The organism is Bacillus sp. EKM202B, assembly GCF_011066025.1.
Classification (GTDB): Bacteria; Bacillota; Bacilli; order Bacillales; family Bacillaceae_G; genus Bacillus_A; species Bacillus_A toyonensis.
The window spans coordinates 1-23,466 of sequence record NZ_JAAMNK010000035.1; the positions used below are offsets into that span (position 1 = coordinate 1).

Annotated in this window: 20 protein-coding genes, 1 tRNA gene and 1 riboswitch; of the genes, 16 read left to right on the forward strand and 5 right to left on the reverse strand. The window is 36.7% G+C overall.

Annotation, left to right across the window (positions count from 1 at the left end; all coding sequences use genetic code 11):
• The first annotated feature begins 65 nt into the window (after nt 1–65).
• From G9F74_RS25540 to G9F74_RS25585, 10 genes are all read left to right on the forward strand, one after another.
• Nucleotides 66–138, forward strand: a tRNA-Ala gene (locus G9F74_RS25540).
• Nucleotides 139–255: 117 nt separating this feature from the next.
• On the forward strand, nt 256–1,401 hold the full coding sequence (locus G9F74_RS25545; protein WP_000869568.1) for a glycerate kinase: 1,146 nt from the start codon (nt 256–258) through the stop codon (nt 1,399–1,401).
• Between the two features lie 209 nt (nt 1,402–1,610).
• Nucleotides 1,611–2,504: an arginase gene (rocF, locus tag G9F74_RS25550; RefSeq protein ID WP_000711579.1), complete on the forward strand. Its 894-nt coding sequence runs from the start codon at nt 1,611–1,613 to the stop codon at nt 2,502–2,504.
• Nucleotides 2,505–2,752: 248 nt separating this feature from the next.
• A complete protein-coding gene (gene cdaA / locus G9F74_RS25555; protein ID WP_001115710.1) occupies nt 2,753–3,574 on the forward strand; it encodes a diadenylate cyclase CdaA in 822 nt (273 codons plus the stop codon).
• The gene (locus G9F74_RS25560) at nt 3,567–5,042 is read left to right on the forward strand and encodes a CdaR family protein (protein ID WP_016107364.1); all 1,476 of its coding nucleotides are present in this window, start codon (nt 3,567–3,569) and stop codon (nt 5,040–5,042) included. The genes cdaA and G9F74_RS25560 overlap by 8 nt, the downstream gene beginning before the upstream one ends.
• Complete coding sequence (gene glmM, locus G9F74_RS25565) at nt 5,035–6,378, forward strand: phosphoglucosamine mutase (RefSeq protein ID WP_000521472.1); 1,344 nt, start codon at nt 5,035–5,037, stop codon at nt 6,376–6,378. The genes G9F74_RS25560 and glmM overlap by 8 nt, the downstream gene beginning before the upstream one ends.
• Nucleotides 6,379–6,668: 290 nt before the next feature.
• A complete protein-coding gene (locus tag G9F74_RS25570; protein WP_033659100.1) occupies nt 6,669–6,854 on the forward strand; it encodes a hypothetical protein in 186 nt (61 codons plus the stop codon).
• Nucleotides 6,855–6,866: 12 nt separating this feature from the next.
• A complete protein-coding gene (gene glmS, locus G9F74_RS25575; RefSeq protein WP_000334150.1) occupies nt 6,867–8,669 on the forward strand; it encodes a glutamine--fructose-6-phosphate transaminase (isomerizing) in 1,803 nt (600 codons plus the stop codon).
• Nucleotides 8,670–9,058: 389 nt separating this feature from the next.
• Complete coding sequence (locus G9F74_RS25580; protein WP_016107365.1) at nt 9,059–11,017, forward strand: S9 family peptidase; 1,959 nt, start codon at nt 9,059–9,061, stop codon at nt 11,015–11,017.
• Nucleotides 11,018–11,153: 136 nt separating this feature from the next.
• Nucleotides 11,154–11,720, forward strand: coding sequence for a DUF4256 domain-containing protein (locus G9F74_RS25585; protein WP_000138395.1), 567 nt, complete (start codon nt 11,154–11,156; stop codon nt 11,718–11,720).
• A gap of 71 nt (nt 11,721–11,791) precedes the next feature.
• On the opposite strand, the gene G9F74_RS25590 is transcribed toward G9F74_RS25585, so the two are convergent.
• On the reverse strand, nt 11,792–12,298 hold the full coding sequence (locus G9F74_RS25590; protein ID WP_000236354.1) for a DoxX family membrane protein: 507 nt from the start codon (nt 12,296–12,298) through the stop codon (nt 11,792–11,794).
• 387 nt (nt 12,299–12,685) lie between these two features.
• Between G9F74_RS25590 and G9F74_RS25595 the strand changes: the two genes are divergently transcribed.
• Nucleotides 12,686–13,462, forward strand: coding sequence for an SDR family oxidoreductase (locus G9F74_RS25595; protein WP_002105638.1), 777 nt, complete (start codon nt 12,686–12,688; stop codon nt 13,460–13,462).
• Nucleotides 13,463–13,498: 36 nt separating this feature from the next.
• On the opposite strand, the gene G9F74_RS25600 is transcribed toward G9F74_RS25595, so the two are convergent.
• The 4 genes from G9F74_RS25600 to G9F74_RS25615 all read right to left on the reverse strand — a co-directional run bounded on the left by G9F74_RS25600 (nt 13,499) and on the right by G9F74_RS25615 (nt 17,195).
• The gene (locus G9F74_RS25600; RefSeq protein WP_070174034.1) at nt 13,499–14,167 is read right to left on the reverse strand and encodes a methionine ABC transporter permease; all 669 of its coding nucleotides are present in this window, start codon (nt 14,165–14,167) and stop codon (nt 13,499–13,501) included.
• A complete protein-coding gene (locus G9F74_RS25605; RefSeq protein ID WP_165406312.1) occupies nt 14,142–15,182 on the reverse strand; it encodes a methionine ABC transporter ATP-binding protein in 1,041 nt (346 codons plus the stop codon). Before G9F74_RS25605 ends, G9F74_RS25600 begins: the two co-directional genes overlap by 26 nt.
• Nucleotides 15,183–15,194: 12 nt before the next feature.
• A complete protein-coding gene (locus G9F74_RS25610) occupies nt 15,195–16,007 on the reverse strand; it encodes a MetQ/NlpA family ABC transporter substrate-binding protein (RefSeq protein WP_016107368.1) in 813 nt (270 codons plus the stop codon).
• Between the two features lie 84 nt (nt 16,008–16,091).
• Nucleotides 16,092–16,206, reverse strand: a riboswitch (SAM riboswitch).
• 80 nt (nt 16,207–16,286) lie between these two features.
• Nucleotides 16,287–17,195: an NAD(P)-dependent alcohol dehydrogenase gene (locus tag G9F74_RS25615; protein WP_016107369.1), complete on the reverse strand. Its 909-nt coding sequence runs from the start codon at nt 17,193–17,195 to the stop codon at nt 16,287–16,289.
• A 145-nt stretch (nt 17,196–17,340) separates the two neighbouring features.
• Between G9F74_RS25615 and G9F74_RS25620 the strand changes: the two genes are divergently transcribed.
• The 5 genes from G9F74_RS25620 to G9F74_RS25640 all read left to right on the forward strand — a co-directional run bounded on the left by G9F74_RS25620 (nt 17,341) and on the right by G9F74_RS25640 (nt 23,358).
• A complete protein-coding gene (locus tag G9F74_RS25620; protein WP_016107370.1) occupies nt 17,341–18,105 on the forward strand; it encodes a DUF6612 family protein in 765 nt (254 codons plus the stop codon).
• Nucleotides 18,106–18,216: 111 nt separating this feature from the next.
• Nucleotides 18,217–19,653 carry an FAD-binding oxidoreductase gene (locus G9F74_RS25625; RefSeq protein WP_016107371.1) on the forward strand — a complete coding sequence of 479 codons (1,437 nt, stop codon included), beginning with the start codon at nt 18,217–18,219 and terminating at the stop codon, nt 19,651–19,653.
• Nucleotides 19,650–20,183 (forward strand): MFS transporter, encoded by a 534-nt coding sequence (locus G9F74_RS25630; protein WP_000222357.1) that lies wholly within the window; start codon nt 19,650–19,652, stop codon nt 20,181–20,183. The genes G9F74_RS25625 and G9F74_RS25630 overlap by 4 nt, the downstream gene beginning before the upstream one ends.
• Nucleotides 20,184–20,261: 78 nt before the next feature.
• Nucleotides 20,262–21,980 (forward strand): DUF3981 domain-containing protein, encoded by a 1,719-nt coding sequence (locus G9F74_RS25635; RefSeq protein WP_016107372.1) that lies wholly within the window; start codon nt 20,262–20,264, stop codon nt 21,978–21,980.
• Nucleotides 21,981–22,098: 118 nt separating this feature from the next.
• Nucleotides 22,099–23,358, forward strand: coding sequence for a multidrug effflux MFS transporter (locus tag G9F74_RS25640; protein ID WP_016107373.1), 1,260 nt, complete (start codon nt 22,099–22,101; stop codon nt 23,356–23,358).
• Nucleotides 23,359–23,466: the final 108 nt, after the last annotated feature.

Below are 23,466 nucleotides of genomic sequence, written 5' to 3' on the forward strand. Positions count from 1 at the left end.
GTAGAATACAACCTTGCCAAGGTTGGGGTCGCGGGTTCGAATCCCGTCTTCCGCTTTATTACTACGGGGCCTTAGCTCAGCTGGGAGAGCGCCTGCCTTGCACGCAGGAGGTCAGCGGTTCGATCCCGCTAGGCTCCATATAAATAGAAAAAGTGTACATCATATGATGTACGCTTTTTTTGTGTTTAAAAAGACAACTTTCATATTTGTCGTTTAAAATGAAGAAAACGTAAAAATAAAGGATGGGGGATAATTGTGAAAGTTGTCATTGCATCTGATTCATACAAAGAAAGTCTAAAGGCTATAGAAGTATGTGAAGCTATTGAAAGAGGTTTTGGAGCAATTTTTCCTAAAGCAGAGTATGTAAAAATACCAATTGGAGATGGTGGGGAAGGAACTGTTGATTCACTTGTTGATGCCACAGGAGGAAGCGTTGTATCACTTTATGTGACAGGACCGCTTAGAGAAGGCGTACAAGCTTTTTATGGCATTTCTACAGATAAAAAGACAGCGTTTATTGAAATGGCATCGGCATCTGGACTACAACACGTACCGGTTGAAAAGCGAAATCCATTCATTACAACGTCAAAAGGGACAGGAGAGCTTATATTACATGCGCTAGACCAAGGAGTTAAGCATATTATTTTGGGGCTTGGAGGAAGCGCTACAAATGATGGTGGAGCAGGTATGTTATCGGCTTTAGGAGTAAGGTTTATAGATGAAAAGGGTGAAGCAATAGATCCATCTGGAGGAACATTACATTCGATTGTCACGATTGATTTTTCACGAATGGATTCACGCCTAAAGGAGATAACGATAGAAGCGGCGTGTGATGTAAATAATCCATTAGTCGGAATGAGAGGGGCATCTTTCGTGTTTGGTGCTCAAAAGGGTGGGGATGTAGAGATGCTGAAAAGGCTAGATGAGAATTTAAAGCATTATGCGACTATTCTTAAACGATATGTATCTTTGGATGTATCTGAAATACCTGGTGCAGGAGCGGCAGGAGGTATGGGAGCAGCTGTTATTGCAGTGTTAAAGGGGAGCTTACGAAAGGGTATTGAAATTGTATTGGATCATACAAATTTTGATAAGCATATAGAAGATGCGGATTTAATTATAACTGGTGAAGGTAGAATAGATGAACAAACAGCATATGGAAAGGCTCCTGTTGGTGTCGCGGGGCGAGCGAAACGTCTTCATATTCCTGTGATTGCTATAGGAGGATCGGTATCTCCAAATTATCCAGTTGTTTACGAAAAGGGAATCGATGCAGTATTTAGTATTACGCCTTTTCCAATGGCACTAGACGAGGCATATAAGATGGCAAAAGAGAATATTGAAATGACAGCAAGAAATATTGCAGCAGTATGGAAAATTGCATCGAAAAAACACTTCTAAATGTAGAAGTGTTTTTTATTATTATCTAATAATAATGATAGCAGTTGTTTCATTAAGTTAACTTTATACATAAAATGGTCTTAAGATTTGGATTTCAACATAAATATAAGTGAATAAATTGTATATCCATACAGAAAAATGTCGAGTTGAGTCAGAGTATATAAAAGATTTAAAATATTTAGTGAAGGCATAAAAGGGGGATACTATCTATGAAAAAAGAAATCTCAGTTATTGGAGTTCCAATGGATTTAGGACAGATGCGTCGTGGAGTTGATATGGGCCCGAGCGCGATCCGTTATGCAGGGGTAATTGAAAGAATTGAAGAAATTGGATATAACGTTAAAGATATGGGAGATATATGTATAGAGAGAGAAAAAGAAGTTGATGAAAATACAAAATTAAGAAACCTTACACAAGTTGCGACTGTATGTAATGAATTGGCAAGTAAGGTGGATCATATTATAGAAGAAGGTCGTTTTCCACTTGTATTAGGTGGTGACCATAGTATCGCAATTGGTACACTAGCTGGTGTGGCAAAACATTATAAAAATTTAGGTGTTATTTGGTATGATGCACATGGAGATTTAAATACGGAGGAAACTTCACCATCTGGTAATATTCATGGAATGTCACTTGCAGCAAGTTTAGGCTATGGACATCCCACGCTTGTAGACTTATACGGGGCATATCCAAAGGTGAAAAAAGAGAACGTTGTAATTATCGGTGCACGTGCATTGGATGAAGGAGAAAAAGACTTTATTCGCAATGAAGGTATTAAAGTATTCTCAATGCATGAAATTGATCGTATGGGTATGACGGCTGTTATGGAAGAAACAATTGCTTATTTATCTCATACTGATGGTGTACATCTATCATTAGATTTAGATGGTCTTGATCCTCATGATGCACCGGGAGTTGGAACGCCTGTAATTGGTGGTCTATCGTATCGTGAAAGTCATTTAGCGATGGAAATGTTAGCGGAAGCTGATATTGTTACATCTGCTGAGTTTGTTGAAGTAAATACGATTTTAGATGAGAGAAATAGAACGGCAACAACCGCGGTTGCTTTAATGGGTTCTTTATTCGGTGAAAAACTAAAATAAATGTAAGAAAAGCAACTGAGAAGTTGCTTTTTTTATTTGAAAATAGACGTATAATAATGATTTATATTATACTGTACGATAAGATTGTTTGACATCTTACCAATTTGATCTAAAGGGGGTTGTTTGTAATTGTCGTTTGTTTCATGTATGGTATAATTAACTAGTTGTTGGAAATACATACAGATAGAGCATAAAACAATATTTCAATATATGGATAGAATTGCTCGTAAGTAGGAGGAAGGGTTAGCATGCCTTTTGAAGATACGACCATTTTGAAATATCTTAGTACGGTATTAGATATTGCCGTTGTATGGTTTATTATATATAAGCTAATTCTTATAATCCGAGGGACAAAAGCTGTTCAACTTTTAAAGGGGATTACAGTTATTATTGTCGTTCGGATGATTAGTATTTTCCTTGAATTGCATACGCTTTATTGGCTAACGGAACAAGTATTAACGTGGGGATTTTTAGCCGTTATTATTATCTTCCAGCCAGAATTGCGAAGAGCACTTGAGCAGCTAGGACGCGGAAGTTTATTTTCGCGTGTTGGAACTCAGGAGGATGATGAACCTGAAATTGTTGCAACATCGATAGCAAAAGCAACGGAATATATGGGAAAACGTAGAATTGGTGCATTAATTACGTTGTCAAAAGAGACCGGAATGGGTGATTATGTGGAAACGGGTATTCCGTTAAATGCAAATGTATCATCGGAGTTACTCATTAATATTTTCATTCCAAATACGCCTCTTCACGACGGAGCCGTAATTATGCAAGGAAGTACAATTAAAGCAGCGGCTTGTTATCTTCCATTATCAGAAAGCCCCTTTATTTCTAAAGAGTTAGGAACAAGGCATCGTGCTGCAATGGGAGTTAGTGAAGTCACTGATAGTATTACAGTAGTTGTATCTGAAGAAACAGGCCAAATTTCTTTAACGAAAAATGGTAAGTTGCATCGTGATTTGAAGACAGAACAACTGAAGGATATGTTATTAGCAGAATTTAGTGGGAACGAAAAAACGACTTCTTCGTCTTTATGGAATTGGAGGAGAAAGCGTCATGGATAAGTTAATGGAGAATCATTGGTTTTTAAAAGGAATCTCATTACTATTGGCGTGTATGCTTTTTATGTCCGCAACTTTAACTGAAAAGAATACGACATCGGGTATATTACCTTTCGCAAATGATACGAAAGAAACATTAACTAATCATGCTATTAACCTTAAGTATGATGAAGATAAATATATTGTAAGTGGTATTCCGGCAGAGGGCGTTAAGGTGAAGTTAGAAGGCCCAAAAGCAGCAGTTGCTACAGCAAAAGCAAAAAAACAATTTGATATAACGGTTGATTTGCGAGATAGTCCAAAAGGGACTTATGAAGTTTCTTTGAAAACGAACGGGCTTCCAGATGATGTGAAGGGAACAGTTCAGCCATCAACAATTAAAGTTACTCTTCATGAAAAAGCGAGAAAATATGTTCATGTAGACTTAAAATTATCAAATGAGGATCAGATGCCAGCTGGTGCTACTCTCGAAAAATCAAACATTAAACCTGATACTGTTGAGGTAGTTGGGACGAAAGAAGAAATCGAAAGTATTTCATCTGCTAAGGCGTATATTGATTTAAAAGGTGTTAATAAAACTGTTACAAAAACAGCTGAAGTTACATTATACAATAAAGAAGGAAAACGTTTAAATGTAAGAACAAGTCCATCTAAAATTAGTGTAACATTGAATGTGGCGACGCAAGCTACGGCCAATAATACGGAAAAAACTGTTCCTGTAACGTATACGAAAAAGGGGAGTTTACCAGAAGGATTGGCCGTTACAAATATTAGCGTTGAACCGAGAGAAGTAACGATAGCGGGTCCAAAAGATATTTTGGATAATATACAATCGATAGAGGGGGTCGAAGTAGATCTTAGTCAATTGACTGAGTCTACAACATTCGATACCTCTGTTTTATTGCCAAAGGGTGTAACGAGTTCTAAACCAAATCAAGTGAAGGTTTCCGTAGGGGTACAAAAAGTAAAACAAACGAAAACTAGAACAATTGAAGGTGTCTCGATTCAAAAAAATGGAGTTTCTAAAGATGTCACTGCTCAGCTACTTTCGCCACAGGATGGAAAGATAAGCGTTGATATTTCAGGAGAAGCAAGTATAGTAGATAAAATAACAGCTGCTCAAATAACAGCGGTAATTAATTTGCAAAATGTATCGCCAGGGACGAAGGATGTTTCGATTCAAGTGAGCGGTCCTGGTAATATTTCAATAGAGCCAAAACAAAAAAGTGCTAAAGTTACTATTGTGAAGAAAGAAAAGCCAGATCAAGAAGTACAGGGTAATGGTGAACAACCAGATTCAAATAATAATCAAGATAATCAAACTGAAAAACCAAAAGATCCTGAAACTAATCCAGAAAAAGACCAGGACAAAGAAAAAGAAAAAGAAAAAGATAAAGATAAAGAACTTAGTCAAGAACCAACAGTAGATAATCAAAAAGAGCAAGAAAAAGGAGCGAATCATAATGGGTAAATATTTTGGTACAGATGGAGTACGTGGAGTTGCGAATGAGGAATTAACACCTGAATTAGCTTTCAAAATTGGACGTTTTGGTGGTTATGTATTAACAAAAGATACAGATCGTCCAAAAGTAATTATCGGTCGTGATACACGTGTATCTGGTCATATGTTAGAAGGAGCTTTAGTAGCAGGTCTATTATCAACTGGAGCAGAAGTAATGCGCCTTGGTGTTATTTCTACACCGGGTGTTGCTTATTTAACAAAGGCGTTAGGTGCACAAGCGGGTGTGATGATTTCTGCATCTCATAATCCGGTACAAGATAACGGAATCAAATTCTTCGGTTCAGACGGTTTTAAATTAACAGATGAGCAAGAAGCAGAAATCGAAGCTTTATTAGACAAAGAAGTTGATGAATTGCCACGTCCAACAGGTACTAACCTTGGACAAGTGAGCGATTACTTTGAAGGTGGACAAAAATATTTACAATACATTAAACAAACTGTAGAAGAAGATTTCTCTGGTTTACATATCGCTTTAGATTGTGCACATGGTGCAACGTCTTCTTTAGCGCCGTACTTATTTGCGGATTTAGAAGCTGATATTTCAACAATGGGAACTTCACCGAATGGTATGAATATTAACGCTGGAGTAGGTTCTACGCATCCTGAAGGCCTAGCAGAATTAGTGAAAGAAAAAGGTGCTGATATCGGTCTTGCTTTTGATGGTGATGGTGACCGTTTAATCGCTGTAGATGAAAAAGGAAACATCGTTGATGGCGATCAAATTATGTTTATTTGTGCGAAGTACATGAAAGAAACTGGCCAACTAAAGCACAATACAGTTGTTTCAACTGTTATGAGTAACTTAGGTTTCTACAAAGCACTTGAAGCAAACAATATTACAAGTGACAAAACTGCAGTTGGTGATCGCTACGTAATGGAAGAAATGAAACGCGGTGGTTACAACTTAGGCGGAGAACAATCAGGTCACATTATCTTACTTGATTACATTACAACTGGTGATGGAATGTTAAGTGCACTTCAACTTGTAAACATCATGAAAATGACGAAAAAGCCATTATCTGAGCTTGCAGGAGAAATGACGAAATTCCCACAATTACTAGTAAATGTTCGTGTAACAGATAAAAAATTAGCATTAGAAAATGAAAAAATTAAAGAAATTATTCGTGTTGTAGAAGAAGAAATGAACGGTGATGGCCGCATTCTTGTGCGTCCATCTGGAACAGAACCGCTTATTCGTGTAATGGCAGAAGCACCGACACAAGAAGTTTGTAATGCATATGTACATCGTATTGTAGAAGTTGTTAAAGCTGAAGTTGGCGCTTAATAATTTGTTGAATTTATTTTAAAAGGAGCACAAGAAGTGCTCCTTTTTCATATGTTTTAAAGACGATGAAAAAAATTTCATTGACGGTTTATAATGTTTGTTATAAGATTGTCTTGTTCTTTTTCTCAAAGTAAATGTTGTAAATTATAAAAGCGCCAGAACTACAAGTAGTGTAGTTGACGAGGTGGAGTTTTATCGAGATTTCGGCGGATGACTCCCGGTTGTTCATCATAACCGCAAGCTTTTACTTAAATCATTAAGGTGACTTAATGGACAAAGGTGAAAGTGTGATGAGAGAAAAGGAACGGATGAAAACTAGCTGTATAAGTATATACGGACTTAAACCCAATCGAGAGGAAGGTGAAAGCCGTTACAAGCTTACAGGGCTAGCAATATGTAATCCGTTTTTTAGTATAAATAAAAATGGTATCGGACTATGTCGTTACATGTTCGCAGAGCAGTGTAAGCATTTGTAACGGCGACTAAACATGTGTGGAATCGTAGGATTTATTGGAGAACAAGATGCAAAGGAAATTTTATTAAAAGGTTTAGAAAAACTAGAATATCGTGGATATGATTCAGCAGGTATTGCAGTACAAGCAGAGAACGGTGTTGTTGTGTACAAAGAAAAAGGCCGTATTGCAAAACTTCGCGAAATCGTAGATGAGAACGTAGCAGCAAGCGTAGGTATCGGACATACACGCTGGGCTACACACGGTGTTCCAAGTAAGGTAAACGCGCATCCGCATCAAAGTACATCAAAGCGCTTTACACTAGTTCATAACGGTGTAATTGAAAACTATGAATTAGTGAAAAAGGAATATTTACAAGATGTAACGTTCGTAAGTGAAACAGATACAGAAATTATCGTACAGCTTATGGAACAACAAGTGAGCACAGGATTAAGTGTAGAAGAAGCGTTCCGTAATACGCTATCTCTTTTACATGGCTCTTATGCAATCGGATTACTTGATGCTGAAAATCCAAACATGATTTATGTTGCTAAAAACAAAAGCCCGCTATTAGTAGGTGTTGGTGACAACTTTAATGTTGTGGCGAGCGACGCTATGGCGATGTTACAAGTTACAGATCAATTTATTGAGTTAATGGATAAAGAAATCGTAATCGTAACGAAAGAAAGCATTACAATTAAAAACTTACAAGGTGAAACGATTGAACGTGCACCGTTTACAGCGGAATTAGATGCAAGTGACATTGAAAAGGGAACATACCCTCATTTCATGCTTAAAGAAATTGATGAGCAACCACTTGTAATCCGTAATATTATTCAAAAGTATCAAGATGAAAATGGCGAAATTGAATTAGATCAAGATATCCGCAACGCGATTTTAGATAGCGATCGTATTTACATCATTGCATGTGGAACGAGTTATCATGCAGGTCTTGTTGGAAAACAATTTATCGAGAAGTTTGCAAAAACACCAGTTGAAGTACACGTAGCAAGTGAATTCTCTTACAACATGCCATTATTAACAGAAAGACCATTCTTCATTTACATTTCACAAAGTGGTGAAACAGCTGATAGCCGTGCAGTACTTGTGCAAACAAATGAAATGGGTCATAAAGCATTAACAATTACAAACGTACCTGGTTCTACGCTTTCTCGTGAAGCTGACTATACACTTCCACTATACGCTGGACCAGAAATTGCGGTTGCATCAACGAAAGCTTACACAGCACAGCTTGCAGTACTTTCAATCTTAGCGGCTGACATTGCTAAAGCGAAAGGTGAAGTTCTTGATTTCGACTTAACACACGAACTAGGAATTGTAGCAAATGCAATGATAGAACTTTGTGATCAAAAAGAAGAAATGGACGCATTAGCAAAACAATTTTTAGCAACAACGCGTAACTGTTTCTTCATCGGACGTAGCGTAGACTTCTACGTAGGATTAGAAGGTGCGTTAAAACTAAAAGAAATCTCTTACATCCAAGCAGAAGGATTTGCTGGAGGAGAATTAAAACACGGTACAATCGCTTTAATCGAAAATGGTACACCAGTTATCGCACTTGCTACACAAGAGCACGTAAACCTTGGAATTCGCGGTAACGTGAAAGAAGTAGTAGCACGCGGAGCTAACCCATGTATCATCTCAATGAAAGGCTTAGAAATGGAAGGAGACAGCTTCGTATTACCAGCTGTACACGAAGCACTAGCACCGCTAGTAGCAGTTATTCCATTACAACTTATCTCATACTACGCAGCACTTCACCGCGAGTGTGACGTTGATAAGCCACGTAACTTAGCTAAATCTGTTACGGTTGAGTAGAAGGTTGGTAGATTTGAAATAAATTTGTGAAGCCTCACCCCTTTGGATATTTTTATCTAAAGGGGTGTTTTTGTGTCCAAAAGAAAAAGAACATTTAAAATCGATAAGTGGACTGGACTAAAGAGGAGCGAGGAACTAGCAGTGGGAATGGACAGAAGCCCTACTAATTAAAGGTTCACTTTATCGAGTTTGGAACGAAACTACTTTTGTTTATCTGAATTTTCTAGTAATATTTTAAGTATTCATGAACAGTTTTCTTTATTACTACAAGAAAAGACGATTGTTATTGCTGAAGGGCTTGGGATGAAACACCTAGCTGATCCAATTGAACGGGAATCTTGGGAGTGTAGATGCATTAATTGACTAGACATGACGAGGGGTGTTTATTAATGAAAGTGAAAGAAAAAACATATTTAAGTATAGAAGAGATTATTTCATTACCGGCCTTATCAAGTACAAATATAAGTGATGATGGCAAAAATGTAGCGTTTGTTAAAAAGAAAGCTAACTGGAAAGACAATACATATAGAAATCATGTATGGATATATGAAAAGGAAAAAGGGAAGAGTTACCCATTAACAATTGGAGATATAGATAGTACATATCCATTATGGTCTCCAGATTCTAAGGGTATCGCATATCTTAGCCCTGTTGGAGATGGGAAAAATCAGATCTTTTTTAAGTCAATAGACAGCTATAGTGAGGTTCAAATTACTGATGAGAAAGAAGGAGTCAGTAATTTCAAATGGGAGCCTACTGGTAAAGGTTTTTATTATATTGCACAGTCAAAAGAATGTGAGGAGATAAAGAAACGTAAGGAACGATATGGAGATTTCCATCATGTAGGTAAGGAACATCAGAATAATTGTTTATACTACATTGAAATAGAAAAAGTGAAACAAAATGATAAACAGGAACGGAAGGTTAGCGGTGTTTATCAACTAACGGACGGTAAGGATTTTTATATACATAACTTTGATATTTCAAATGATGGGAAAAAGGTTGTATGTATGGCTACACCAAGCCTAAACGATTATATGAATGGTGATCTATATATATTAGATGTTGAAGCTGGGGAACTACAAAAGATGAATATAGATACGTTGTTAGGAGCGAGCATCTGCTTTTCTCCTGAGGGCGATAAAATATGTTACTCAGCAAGCATAAGAGAGAAGGATTACTATAGAAATCATATACAAGATAATACATTAGAGATATATAATATGAATACTGGAGAGGTAATTCAGCCTCTAACAAACTTTGATAGTACGGTTACGCCATTACAGTGGACAGCTAAAGGAATTTTAATTAGATGGCAGGATAAAACGAATTATCGTATTGGATTACTAGCTGAAGATGGCACTGTGGAAGCATTAAGCGACAAGGTAGATGGCTTTATAATGGATGCCTCTATAACAAAGGATGGAAATCATATAACCTATAATAAGGCTATAACAAATGAAACCTTTGAAATCTATTTGGATGATAAAAAAATAACGAATGAAAATAGCTTTTTCGAAGGCAAACTTAAAAGTAACAGGGAAATCATCTCATGGCAAAGTTGCGATGGTCTTGAAATAGAGGGTGTGTTATCAACACCAGTAGGGTTTGACTCAAATAAAAAATATCCTTTATTAGTAGTAATTCATGGTGGTCCGGCTTGGGCATCCTTTCCGATATTTTCAGACTGCTTCAATGAGAAATATCCGATTGAACAGTTTATCGAAAAAGGCTTTATCGTTTTAGAACCAAACTATAGAGGAAGTTCTGGTTATGGCAATGAATTTTTAAAAGCAAACTATAGAAAACAGGGAATTGCTGATTATGATGATGTTATATCTGGAGTAGATGCACTAGTTGAAAAAGGGATTGTAGATAAAGATAGAGTAGGAGTTATGGGATGGAGTAATGGAGGATATATATCAGCTTTCTGTTCTACATTTAGTAGTAGATTTAAAGCTATTTCAGTTGGAGGTGGAATTACGAACTGGAGTACCCATTATGTAAATACAGATATCCCTTACTTTATTAGAATGTATTTAGGAAATGTGCCATGGAATGATCCAGAGATATATAAGAAGACATCACCAATGACATATATTAAATCAGCCTGTACGCCTACCTTAATTCAACATGGGGAAAAGGATGTAAGGATTCCAATTACAAATGCATATGAGCTATATGAAGGGTTAAGAGATATGGAAGTTGATACAGAGTTAATTATATTTAAAGGAATGGCATATAGTTCTGATCAGCCAGGAATGAGAGTAGCTATTATGAAGCAGAACTTGATGTGGTTTTCACATTATATTCTTGGGGAAAGTATGGATGGATTCCGTACTATATAATGGATATTCGTACAGGGATTTTTCGTTGTGCAATCGGGTCATATTGTTGAAAAAGAGATACAACAAATTATATAATTTGTTGTAAACTGCATGCAAACCATTATGATTATAAGGAAATGTAATTCGGAGGACTAATATGACAGAAAATAAAAATGTGTTACCAGTAGAACAGCGTGAAGAATTATTCAAAGTATTGAAAGCTCGTTTTGAGAAGAATATGAATCGTCATGAAGGTCTTGAATGGGCTAAAGTTGAAGCGAAGCTGGATGTTAATGTTGAGAAATTATGGTCACTTAATGAAATGGAAGTAACTGGCGGTGAGCCGGATGTTGTTGGTTATGATAAAGAGAAGGACGAGTATACTTTCTATGATTGTTCAAAGGAGAGTCCTAAAGGCCGCAGAAGTCTTTGTTATGATCTTGAAGCGTTAGAGTCAAGAAAAAAACATAAACCAGAAAATAATGTCATTGATGTGGCAACTGCTATGGGCATTGAATTATTAACTGAAGAACAATATCGAGATTTGCAACAAATTGGGGATTTCGATATGAAATCATCAAGCTGGGTACAAACGCCTTCAGATATTCGCGAACTCGGTGGCGCTCTATTTTGCGATTATCGCTTTGGACACGTTTTTGTGTACCACAATGGAGCAGATTCCTATTATGCTGCTAGAGGGTTTCGCGGTTCGTTAAGAGTTTAAATTTGGAGTAAGTAAGAAAAGAGCCTATACTTAGGCTCTTTTCTTACTTATATTTTAAAAGTAAACTGTTACTACGCAGTTTTACTTAATTTATATGTTTCGTGGTTGTTTTTCCGGAAAAGTTTAGGGAAAACATAACCGTCTAATCCAATACGTCCAGCATTATGACCCGCAATTAAAATGAACATAGTTAAAACAAGCATGTTTGGGTTTACACTAACAGTTCCACTTAATAAGAATGAAAGATTCATTATGATTCCAAAGAATGCAGCAGTTTTTGTTAATCCACCTAAAATTAAACCTAAACCTACTAAGATTTCTCCCCATTGTACGAAAAAGCTAAATAAGTCTGCGTGCGGAAGAACAAAGTTTTGAAGGAAATCCGCCCACCAGCCTTGTACTGCGGGGTGATCGCCTGATGCTTGGGCGATGGCGCCTTTGAGGAAACCGCTGGCATCAAAAGATTGTCCTAAAACTTTCCCTATTCCAGCAGTAATCCAAGAATATCCTATGTAAAGACGTAAAAGTAATAATATGAAAGTAGCACGTTTATCAGTTCTTAAAAAATTGATAACCATTGAAATCCCTCCAATATTGTATTTACATGTTTATTATATATCCATTGTGAATAAATTCACAATGGAGGAAATGTGAACGAATATATGTTGTGAGTAATTGTTTTATTTTTTGTAACATTTCATCTTTTTTGATAGACTAATAATAGAGATATATCAAAAGGAGGCAAAGACTAGATATGTGGATGAACTTGTAATGATTAGCAATTGGATAGATTATTTTTCTCTCATAAGTGAGGGTTTATTTAGCTATCTGTAAATCATTCAAGGACTGCATATTTGGCGTAGTCATTCCTTCGGTAAGGATAGGCCTATTATGTATCTATCTTTTTTGTGGGGAAATTTATATCTCTCATATAAAATATGCGTCCTTTAAAATTGGAGGAGTATATGATGAATCAATTAAAAAATAAAGTAGCAGTTGTTACAGGTGTAAGTCGTCTAGACGGTATAGGAGCAGCTATTTGCACAGAGTTAGCAGAGGCTGGATACGATATATTTTTTACGTATTGGACAGCTTACGATAAAGAGATGCCTTGGGGCGTTGAGCAAAATGAACAAATACAATTAAAAGAAGAGCTAATACAAAAAGGTGTTAAAGTATCGAGCATGGAGTTAGATTTAACTCAAAATGATGCACCGAAAGAGCTTATAAATAGGGTTACTGAACAACTAGGCTACCCTCATATATTAATTAATAATGCAGCATATTCTACGAATAATGATTTCTCTAATTTGTCTGCTGAAGAGCTGGATAAGCATTACATGGTAAATGTTCGTGCGACTACATTGTTAAGTAGTCAATTTGCCCGAGGATTTGATAAGAAATTTGGTGGTAGAATTGTGAATATGACTTCGGGGCAATTTCAAGGGCCTATGGCAGGAGAACTGGCGTATGCAACAACGAAAGGAGCTATTGATGCTCTTACTAGTACGTTGTCAGCAGAAGTAGCCCATTTAGGAATAACAGTGAATGCAATTAACCCAGGTCCAACTAGTACAGGATGGATGACTGAAGAGATAAAGCAAGGATTAAAGCCGATGTTTCCTTTGGGCAGAATTGGTGAGCCAAAGGATGCAGCTAGACTCATAAAGTTTTTAGTAAGTGAAGAAGCAGAGTGGATTACGGGACAAGTGATTCATTCGGAAGGTGGATTTAAAAGGTAAAAAGAAGGCATCTCCTTCCGGTGAGATGCCTTCTTTCTAATCTTTCTTCAATCTTCGTGCAACACCATTCCCTAAAGATTGTAATCCTTGAACGAGGATAATTAAAATAAAGACGGTTGCATACATTACTTCAGGTTCATAGCGTAAATGTCCGAAGCGATATGCCAAGTCCCCTAGCCCGCCAGCGCCTACAAGACCAGCCATCGCTGTTGCGCCAATTAAGCCGATTGTTGCGATCGTTAATCCGAGCACAAGAGATGGGCGTGCTTCTTTAACCATGACGTGCCAAATGATTTTTATAGTAGAGACTCCCATTGCTTGGTAAGCTTCAATAACACCACGATCCACTTCTAGTAAAGCTGTCTCCATTAAGCGTGCAATATAAGGAGCTGTGAAGACGACAAGTGGTACGATAACACCTTGCACGCCAATGGATGTTCCCATTAGAAACTTCGTAAAAGGTAAAATGAAGAATAATAGAATGATAAATGGAAGAGAGCGAATGACATTAATAACTGTATTAAGAATAGGATAGATAAGTTTATTTTCTCGCTGTCCACCGGGTCTCGTCAAAACAAGTGTAACTCCGAGTGGTAATGCGATAAGGATAGAGATAAGTAATGAAATAGATGTCATTTGAAATGTTTGAATTGTTGCTTCCCATATGACTTTACCCCATTCATCCAAAAAGGGCTTGTTTTCCATAGTCTGTTTTCCCTCCCTCTACGATGATACCTTTCTCTTGTAAGAATGCTAAAGCAAGGTTTACTTCATTTTTTTCACCTTGCATATGAACGACAAGTTTCCCATATGCCTCATGTTTTAACTGCGTAATATTACCGGATAAAATATTTGGATATACTTGGTAACGTTTTGTACCGATAGCTAGTGCTGGTTCTCCCGAAGAACTTCCTATAAAAGAAAGTGTTACAATTTCACCAGTAGTTTGTAGTTCTTTTTGTACTTCTTCTGGAATTTTAGCTGCAAATGCGCTATTTACAAACTTCTTCGTTGTTACATGTTGTGGATTTGTAAAAATGTCTTTCACAGTCCCGCTTTCGACTACAGATCCATGCTCCATAACGGCAACCTGGTCACAAATACGCTGGATGACATTCATTTCATGTGTAATGAGTAAAATCGTAATTCCAATTTCTTCATTAATTTTTAGTAATAAATCAAGAATAGAATCAGTTGTTTCTGGATCTAATGCGCTCGTTGCTTCATCACTTAATAAAACCTCTGGTTCATGTGATAGTGCACGAGCGATGGCAACACGTTGTTTCTGGCCGCCAGAAAGCTCGCTTGGATAAGCATCTTTACGGTTAAAAAGATCCACGATGCATAAATATTTTTCTACTCTTTTTTCAATTTCCTCTTTTGGAATGCCAGCAAGGCGTAACGGCAATGCGATATTTTCATAAACGGTAACAGTTTTAAGTAAATTGAATCCTTGAAAAATCATTCCGATTTTTTGCCTCGCTTTTGCTAGTTCTTTTGTTGATAAAGTGGTTAAGTCTTGGTTGTTTACGATGATGTTTCCTGTCGTTGGTTTTTCTAATAAATTTACACAGCGAATTAATGTGCTTTTACCAGCGCCGCTATACCCAATGATTCCAAATACCTCGCCTTTTTCTACTTTAAGGGAAGTAGACTTAAGAGCCTCAACAGTCCCTTTTTTTGTTGTAAATACTTTGGAGACGTTTTTTAATTCAATCATTATCGTCAGCTCCTACCAAGATGGTAAAACTGAACCATCAAATTTTTTCTCGATAAATTCTTTTACTTCTTTAGATTGATAAGCTTTCTTTAATTTATTTACAACAGCATCATCTTTATTTTCAGTACGAACAACGACCCAGTTCACGTATGGTGAATCTTTTCCTTCGCGGAAAATGGAATCTTTCGCTGGATTTAGTTTTGCACCTAATGCAAAGTTTGTGTTAATTGCAGCTGCTTTCACTTCACTTAATTGCGTTGGTAATTGAGAAGCTTCTAATTCAACAATCTTTAAATTTTTCGGGTTTTCAATTACATCCTTTGCAGTCGCTTTTTCTGTAGCCTTTGGATCAACTTTTAAAACCCCTGCTTTTTCAAATAATTTTAAAGCTCGAAGTTCATTCGTTGGGTCATTTGGTACAGCGATTGCATCGCCCTCTTTTAATTCTTTTACATCTTTTAAGCTTTTAGAATATACGCCCATTGGGAATGTTACTGTTGAAAATACTTCAGTTAATTTCATATTGCGTTCGGCTTTAAATACATCTAAATATGATTTCGTTTGATAGCTATTTACATCAAGACTTTTTTCATCTAACGAAACGTTTGGTGCTACGTAATCATTAAATATTTTTATATCAATGTCGAGACCGTCTTTTGCCGCAACTTCTTTAACCTTCTCAAAAATTTGTTCATGTGGTCCACCTGTTACACCGACAGTAATCTTTTTCTCGTCTAATATTTTTACATCTTTATCTGAATTTGCGCCACATGCGCCTAATAATAGTACTGCTCCGCTTACAATGCTCAATAATACTTTCTTCATCTATAATTCCCCCTTAATATACGTTCCAAAATAAAAAGCACCTCTCAAAATAAGAGAGGTGCCGAATAGACGAAATAGGTTCCTCTCTTATCTTCCAAAACGAAAACTCGTTTTGCAGGAATTAGCACCTTAGCTTATACGTTATAAGCTCGGTTGCCGGGCATCATCGGGCCAGTCCCTCCGCCACTCTTGATAAGAGTATGTATATGTAGTTTTTAAATATGGTACTAATAGTAAATCTAACAAAAGGAATTGTCAACTTTATTTTCTGAATATATTTTATTTTAAGGTAATCGAAACGTTTCCTTTCTTATGGCCCATTTCTACATACGTATGGGCTTCTGCAACTTCTTCTAATCGGTAAGTTCTATCAATAACAGGTTTTAGCTTTTCTGTTTCAACTAGTTGTTTTAGTAGTTTCATATCTTCTTTACTGACCTTTGCCATCATTCCGTTAACAGATACATATTTTCCATTAGGCATTAATGCGTCTGTACAAAGAGACTTTTTATACTTTCCAACTGCATCAAATATAATATCGTAGTGCTCGCCCTGCTTAGTAAAATCTTCTTTCGTATAATCAATTACTTTATCAGCCCCTAAAGATTGCACTAGTTCAAAATTTGAATTACTACAAACAGCTGTAACGGTCGCGCCGAAATATTTAGCAAGTTGTACAGCAGCTGTTCCTACTGATCCAGAGGCGCCGTATATGAGCACTTGTTGCCCTTTTTTTATACGGCCCTTCCTCAGAAAATGCAATGCTGAAGTTCCGCCAAAAGGAATAACGGCAGCTTCTTCATATGTCACATTGGTAGGTTTTAATGCTATTAATCCACTTTCATGCACGCATGTGTATTCGGCATAACCACCAAGGTTTAGTTCTGTTAATGCAAAAACTGGGTCTCCTTTTTTAAATTGAGTTACATCTGTTCCAATTTCTTCGATTTCACCGGATAACTCTACGCCGAGTATAGGTTTTCTCGGTTTTCTAAAACCTAATATGATCCGCATAGGAACCCAAAATAAGAGGGGACTATTAAAGCCACGTATTCTACAATCTCCAGTCGATACACTTGTTGCGCGAATTTTAACTAATACTTCGTTCTTTTTAGGTTTAGGTTTTTCTACATTTTGAAGCTGGAGAACGTTCGGTGGTCCATATTGTGTACAAATAATCGCCTTCATAATAACCTCCTGAAATGAGTTGTTATTATTTACATCATATTTAAGATCTTCATTAAACATGTCGCTATATAGAGAATATAGATTAAAAATTATATAGATTTCATAGGAAAAGAGGTGATATTATTTTGGGAAAGGGGGCGACATTATGAAAAAAATTATTTTTGTTTCAAGTTTAGTACTTGCAATCAGTCTAGGGGTAGGGTGTAGTAATGAGAAAACAGCAAAGACGGATGAGCCGAAAAAAGAATCAGTTCAAAAAGAAAAGGAATTAGCAGCGAAGGATGTTTTCAAGAAAATGAACGAAGCTTTTAAAAATGAAGAGCATGTAACGATGACATATGGTGTAGGGGTAAAAGCTGAGGGAACAGAGATGGACATATTAAAGGCTAAGATGCAATTAGAGCCAAAGACAAAGAATTCTCGTTCTGAAATGAATATTTCCGGTACAGATGTTGTAGTGTATACTGTGGATGGTAAAGTTGCTGGTGAGGTAAAAAACCCTAATACAGGAGAAGTTATAACCGTACCAGAGGAGCAATTAAATGCTGGTGGAATGAAAGCGACTCAAGATATTATAGATAAGTTAGAAGTACCGGAAGTAGTTTTAGATAAAATGAAGATGGAGAAAAGCGGAGATAAATATAAACTGAAATTTACATTAAAAGGGCAAGAAACAGAAAGTATGTTAACTAGCATGGATGAAACGCAGAAGAAAATGTTACAAGCACAAAATGCGAAGATAGAAGAAGTGGATGCAGAATATATCATTACAAAAGATTTTAAATATGAATCAGCAAAGATAGACATGATTATGAGTAGTAATGGCAAGGATAAAGCACACATTATTACGAACGCAAAATATACGTCGTACGAAAAGTTTGACCCAATAAAATTGCCAGCAGCAAAGTAACAGTTTTGATGAGGGGGGACCTAAAATAAGGACCCTCTTTTTTGTATACTTTCTTCATAGGAAAATAGGTACAATATGAAGAGGAAAAGATGTAGAAGAGGAGAGTGTCATTTGAAAAAAAGAAAGATGACGGTGGTCATTGTAGCTTATACAGTGTTGCTTGCAACATCTGTAAATACATATAAAGAGCAACTAATTCATCCCATTATGAGCGATGTAGGAAAGTTACTTCCAACGAAAATTAAACGTGTTGAACATGCTGAAGATGAAAGTTCATTAAAACAGGTCGTGCAAGATGCAAATGTTTCTGGAGAGAAGATTTCTATTGCAGGTATGCAGCATAGCCAAGGCGGGCAGACGTATTATCCGAACGGTACGATGCTTGATATGAAAGGGTATAATGAAATATTAGAATTCGATGCGGAGAAGAAGAGGATTAGGGTGCAAAGCGGTGTCACATGGAATGACATTCAGAAGAAAATTAATCCGTATGGTCTTGCGGTTCAAGTGATGCAATCTCAAAATATTTTTACTGTTGGTGGTTCATTAAGTGTGAATGTACATGGGCGTGATATTCGTCATGAAGCATTGATTGATACGGTAGAGTCGTTTAGATTGTTAATGGCAGATGGTAAGGTGCGTAATGTAAGTAGAGAAGAGAATGCTGATTTGTTTCCGTATGTAATTGGGGGATACGGATTGTTTGGCGTGATTTTAGACGTGACGCTAAAGTTAACAAACGATGAATTGTATGAAACGCATACGAGGGTATTAGATTATAAAGAATACTCTTCATATTTTAAGAATAAAGTGCGAAGGGAAGAGAATATACGTATGCATTTAGCTCGTATTTCTGTTGCTCCAAACTCATTTTTAAAAGAGATGTATGTGACGAATTATACATTGGCACAAAATCAAAATATGAGAAAAGAGTACAGTGAATTAAAAGAAGAAAATATTATAGCTGCACCGAAATTTTTGCTTGGGTTATCGCGTTATAGCGACTGGGGAAAGAATACGTTTTGGGATATACAAAGAAGTTATTTTGAACGTACAAATGGTAGGTACGAAACGCGAAATAATGTAATGAGATCGGATAGTGCCTTTATGGAGTATGATAACCCAAACTTGACCGAAGTTTTACAGGAGTATTTCGTACCGATAGACGGTTTTGCAGTATATATAGATGATTTGCGAAATGTTTTGAGTGAAGAGGAATTAAACCTTATTAACATTACAATCCGTTATGTAGAAAAGAATGAAAATGCAGTTTTATCCTATGCAAAAGATGATATGTTTGCACTGGTGCTTTTAATTAACCAAGGACGCTCCGAGAGTGAGGTGAAGAAAACAGAGGATGTCATTCGGAAGATGATTGATGTTACTTTAAAACATAACGGTAGTTATTATTTACCGTATTATTCTTATCCAACGAAAGAACAGCTAAAGAAAGCATATCCTCGTATAGAAGAATTTCTTCAGAAGAAGAAGGAAGTGGATCGGGAAGAGAGATTTGTGAATTTATTTTATAGGGAGTATACGAAATGACATATAGAAGATTTGTAGCCTCACAAAGCATCATTATGATGGCAGGAAGTATGGTATTTCCTTTTTACATTCTATTGCTTCGGAATGTTGGAAATAGCTTCTCACAGTTTGGGTGGGCTTATGGCTTATTTGCATTAACTTCAGCACTTGTATATCCGTTAGTAGGGAAGGCGTCTGATAGAGTAGGTGATCAAAAATTATTAATAATATACGCTTGGTCCATGGCGATATTAATGCTCTGTTTTCCAATTGCCACGGAAGTCTGGCATGTGTATATTCTTCAAGTTGTAATGGGAGTTTTAGGTGCTGTGCAGCGTAATACTGAGAAAACGTCGTTAGCACGAAAGGTTGTGCAGGAAAAGGCTGGTTATGAGATTGGAAAATACCATGTGTGGACATCAATTGGAGGCGCAGTAGCGATTATTGTAACGGGGTATTTAGTAGATTTCTTTACGATTGGTACGATTTTTTATATTGCATCTATCTTATATGTAGTAAGTGGAGTTGTATTAAGTAGTAAAAAAATATAACCATTCCTATTTTTACCTAAATACCCTTTGTTTGTTATACTAAAAGGGAAGACAAAAGAAAAGGGGACATTGCCTTTGATGAAATTTTTAGTTTTAGCTATTCTCACTTTGTTTTTGATTCCATGGACAAGAAGCGGTAGTAAACTTCGAGCAGTGGATAAGAAGGGGGATGAGAAGGTTGTAAAGGGTAAGAAATCATCCATTTTAGTTATTCCTGTTTTATTTTGGATAGGTATTGCAATCTATGAATATTTTTGGCTAATTGATGATCGAGCAGATTCGATTCTTACTCATTATTCTGTTGCAGTAGCAATTTTAATTGGGCTTGTTTTATTTTCACAAGATCAGATAGGGAAATTAGAAGGTACATTAAAAGGTCTTCTAATGTTTGTTTTACTTGCAAGTTACGGCTATTTTGGTTATTTGCACGATATAGTAATCACGCAAAAGAAATATGATTTTGTTGTTAAGGTAGAGAAAGATATTTCAGAGCCATTTACTGAAAATGATCAGCCGTTTACAGTGCCGCCAAAGACAGCGGAGAATAAGATGAAAAAAGTATTTGGGGATATTCCGAAAGTAGCTTATTTTGAGCTAGGAGAATTAACGCCACAAATGGTAAACGGTGAGGCTTTATATGTAGCGCCGATTGAAGTTTCAGGATTTTTTAAAGCACGTAAAGCTGAAACAATTCCAGGGTACGTAACGATGTCAGGTACGAACCCTGATGCCGAAGCGAAACTGCATCTCGGTTATAAGATGAAATACGTGCCAAGCATGTTTTTCGGGAATAATTTAGAGCGTGTCGTACGAAAATCCGAACCAAATTTAATCTTTAAAGGGAAACCTAAATTTGAAGTTGATGATAAAGGGAAACCGTATTATACAATGACATATGGTGAATTTATTTCAGGGAGATCTGGATTTGAGGTAGAGGGTGTTGTTGTAGTAGATGCACAAACAGGTGAAGTGAAAAGATATGATAAAGGAAAGGCACCTAAATTTGTTGATGGTGTATTGAATCATGAGACCGCATCTACATTAAATACGTATTTCGGTAAATATATTCACGGATTTTGGAATACAAAATTCTCGCAAACTGATATGAAGATTCCGACTGAGTGGGGGACGAAAGAAGGAGTGACACCAATCTTCGGTAAGGATGGAACGCTATATTACTTTACTGATTTCACCTCTCCAAAAGAAGGAGTAGATTCTGCGTTAGGTTATTCACTTATTGATGCACGTACAGGTAAGTTGTATTACTATAACGGCAAAGAAGTAAAGGGAATTATGGATGGTTCAGCTGCTTCAGAAGTGGTGGATAATTCCTTTAAAAGAGAGAAATGGCATGGAACGATGCCGGTTATTTATAACGTGTACGGTAAACCTTCTTGGATTGTACCTGTTATTGATGACGGGGGATTAGTACGTGCCCATACTGTCATCTATGCTTCTAATGCAAAAATATTTGCAACAGGTTCGACGCAAAAAGAAGCTCTTGAAAATTATAAAAATGCGCTAAGCGGGAGTGGAGATTCATTTAGACCAACTTCGAGTGGAAAAGAAGCGCAAAAAGAAGGTATTGTACAGCGAGTATATAAAGAAAAATCAGGTGAAAATACAATTGTGTATGTACTGTTAGAAAATGAACAAAAAGTATTTATGATACCTGCGAAAAAATTCCCATATGCTATGTTTACAGAAGTGGGAGATCCAATTCAAATCACATACTTAGATACAGGAGAGGCGATGTCTTCCGTATCTAAATTTACAAATAGCAACTTGAAAAAGTAAAGCGATAGAATTTCTATCGCTTTTTTTTACATTATGAAAGAGGAAAATGCGCTATACTTGACGTATGTTTATGTTGTAACTATAATTGTTACGATTCAGTATGTATACGAAAGGGTGAATGGAAAAAGTGAATGAAGTTAATCACGAAATATATAAACCTGTAAAGATGAACAGGTTATGGATGATTCTTGTATTAGGAACACTTACGGCGATTGGGCCGTTATCTATTGATATGTATTTGCCTTCGTTACCGAAATTAACGGATGATTTACAAACGGGTGCATCCCTTGCGCAGCTTACGTTGACAGCATGTTTACTTGGGCTTTCAGTAGGACAATTATTTGTCGGTTCAATTAGTGATATTTACGGAAGGCGCAAACCTCTTATTATTGCTCTTATTATTTATGTTGCTTCTTCATTACTTTGTGCTGTAGCACCGTCTATTTGGACTTTAGTGCTTTTACGTTTCTTACAAGGCGCTTCGGGCTCTGCTGGTATCGTTATATCCCGTGCAATGGTAAGAGATATGTACTCAGGTTCTGAAATGACGAAGTTTTTCTCACTACTTATGTTAGTAAACGGAGCAGCACCTATTTTGGCCCCGATTATCGGGGGGCAATTATTACAGTTTACAACGTGGCGTGGTGTTTTTATCGTTCTTGGAGCAATTAGTGTATTTATGTTAATCTCGGCTACTTTCGTATTACGTGAAACATTACCTCCTGAAGAAAGAGAGACAGGTGGTTTGTCAGGAACATTGGCGACATACGGAAAGCTTCTGAAAGATCGCTTGTTTATGGGATATGCATTGTCACAAGGATTAGTAACAGCGGCAATGTTTGCCTACATTTCGGGATCACCATTTGTGTTGCAAAATATATACGGGGCATCACCACAGCAGTTTAGTTTATTCTTTGCGATTAACGGTATCGGTATTATTATTGCCAGCCAAGTTACTGGTCGTTTAGCAGGAAAAGTGAATGAGAAAACATTATTTGTTTCCGGTATTATTATCGCCGCTGTTGGTGGCTTATCTCTACTACTTACAATCGTATTAGGAATAGGTCTCGTTGGTGTTTTATGCTCGTTATTCCTTGTTGTATCAAGTGTTGGGGTTGTATCGACAACCGGCTTCTCGTTAGCAATGAGAAATCAAAAACAAGCGGCAGGAACAGCATCAGCTTTACTAGGCTTATTACAGTTTATTTCAGGGGCACTTGTTGCACCATTAGTAGGTATTGGTGGAAGTAATACGGCATTGCCGATGGGGATTGTGATAGCTCTTTGTGAAATTGGTGCTGTATTATGTTATCTATTTATGGCCAGAAGAAGTGAAAAGCAGTTTGAACTGCAACAAAGACAAAATTTAGAAGCTTAAATTATAAAAAAGAGTTGATTCAAATATTTTTGAATCAGCTCTTTTTTCATTTCTTTGAAATAACTCATACAGCTTTGTAAGGTGATGCAAAAGTTATTTGCATAAAGT

Coding starts and splice junctions, on each gene's coding strand:
- G9F74_RS25590 (WP_000236354.1), bottom strand. CDS start 12,298: ATGGTTATCAATTTTTTAAGAACTGATAAACGTGCTACTTTCATATTA.
- G9F74_RS25570 (WP_033659100.1), top strand. CDS start 6,669: ATGAGAGAAAAGGAACGGATGAAAACTAGCTGTATAAGTATATACGGA.
- G9F74_RS25605 (WP_165406312.1), bottom strand. CDS start 15,182: ATGATTGAATTAAAAAACGTCTCCAAAGTATTTACAACAAAAAAAGGG.
- cdaA (WP_001115710.1), top strand. CDS start 2,753: ATGCCTTTTGAAGATACGACCATTTTGAAATATCTTAGTACGGTATTA.
- glmS (WP_000334150.1), top strand. CDS start 6,867: ATGTGTGGAATCGTAGGATTTATTGGAGAACAAGATGCAAAGGAAATT.
- G9F74_RS25595 (WP_002105638.1), top strand. CDS start 12,686: ATGATGAATCAATTAAAAAATAAAGTAGCAGTTGTTACAGGTGTAAGT.
- G9F74_RS25630 (WP_000222357.1), top strand. CDS start 19,650: ATGACATATAGAAGATTTGTAGCCTCACAAAGCATCATTATGATGGCA.
- G9F74_RS25635 (WP_016107372.1), top strand. CDS start 20,262: ATGAAATTTTTAGTTTTAGCTATTCTCACTTTGTTTTTGATTCCATGG.
- glmM (WP_000521472.1), top strand. CDS start 5,035: ATGGGTAAATATTTTGGTACAGATGGAGTACGTGGAGTTGCGAATGAG.
- G9F74_RS25580 (WP_016107365.1), top strand. CDS start 9,059: ATGAAAGTGAAAGAAAAAACATATTTAAGTATAGAAGAGATTATTTCA.
- G9F74_RS25560 (WP_016107364.1), top strand. CDS start 3,567: ATGGATAAGTTAATGGAGAATCATTGGTTTTTAAAAGGAATCTCATTA.
- G9F74_RS25610 (WP_016107368.1), bottom strand. CDS start 16,007: ATGAAGAAAGTATTATTGAGCATTGTAAGCGGAGCAGTACTATTATTA.
- G9F74_RS25600 (WP_070174034.1), bottom strand. CDS start 14,167: ATGGAAAACAAGCCCTTTTTGGATGAATGGGGTAAAGTCATATGGGAA.
- G9F74_RS25620 (WP_016107370.1), top strand. CDS start 17,341: ATGAAAAAAATTATTTTTGTTTCAAGTTTAGTACTTGCAATCAGTCTA.
- G9F74_RS25640 (WP_016107373.1), top strand. CDS start 22,099: ATGGAAAAAGTGAATGAAGTTAATCACGAAATATATAAACCTGTAAAG.
- rocF (WP_000711579.1), top strand. CDS start 1,611: ATGAAAAAAGAAATCTCAGTTATTGGAGTTCCAATGGATTTAGGACAG.
- G9F74_RS25615 (WP_016107369.1), bottom strand. CDS start 17,195: ATGAAGGCGATTATTTGTACACAATATGGACCACCGAACGTTCTCCAG.
- G9F74_RS25585 (WP_000138395.1), top strand. CDS start 11,154: ATGACAGAAAATAAAAATGTGTTACCAGTAGAACAGCGTGAAGAATTA.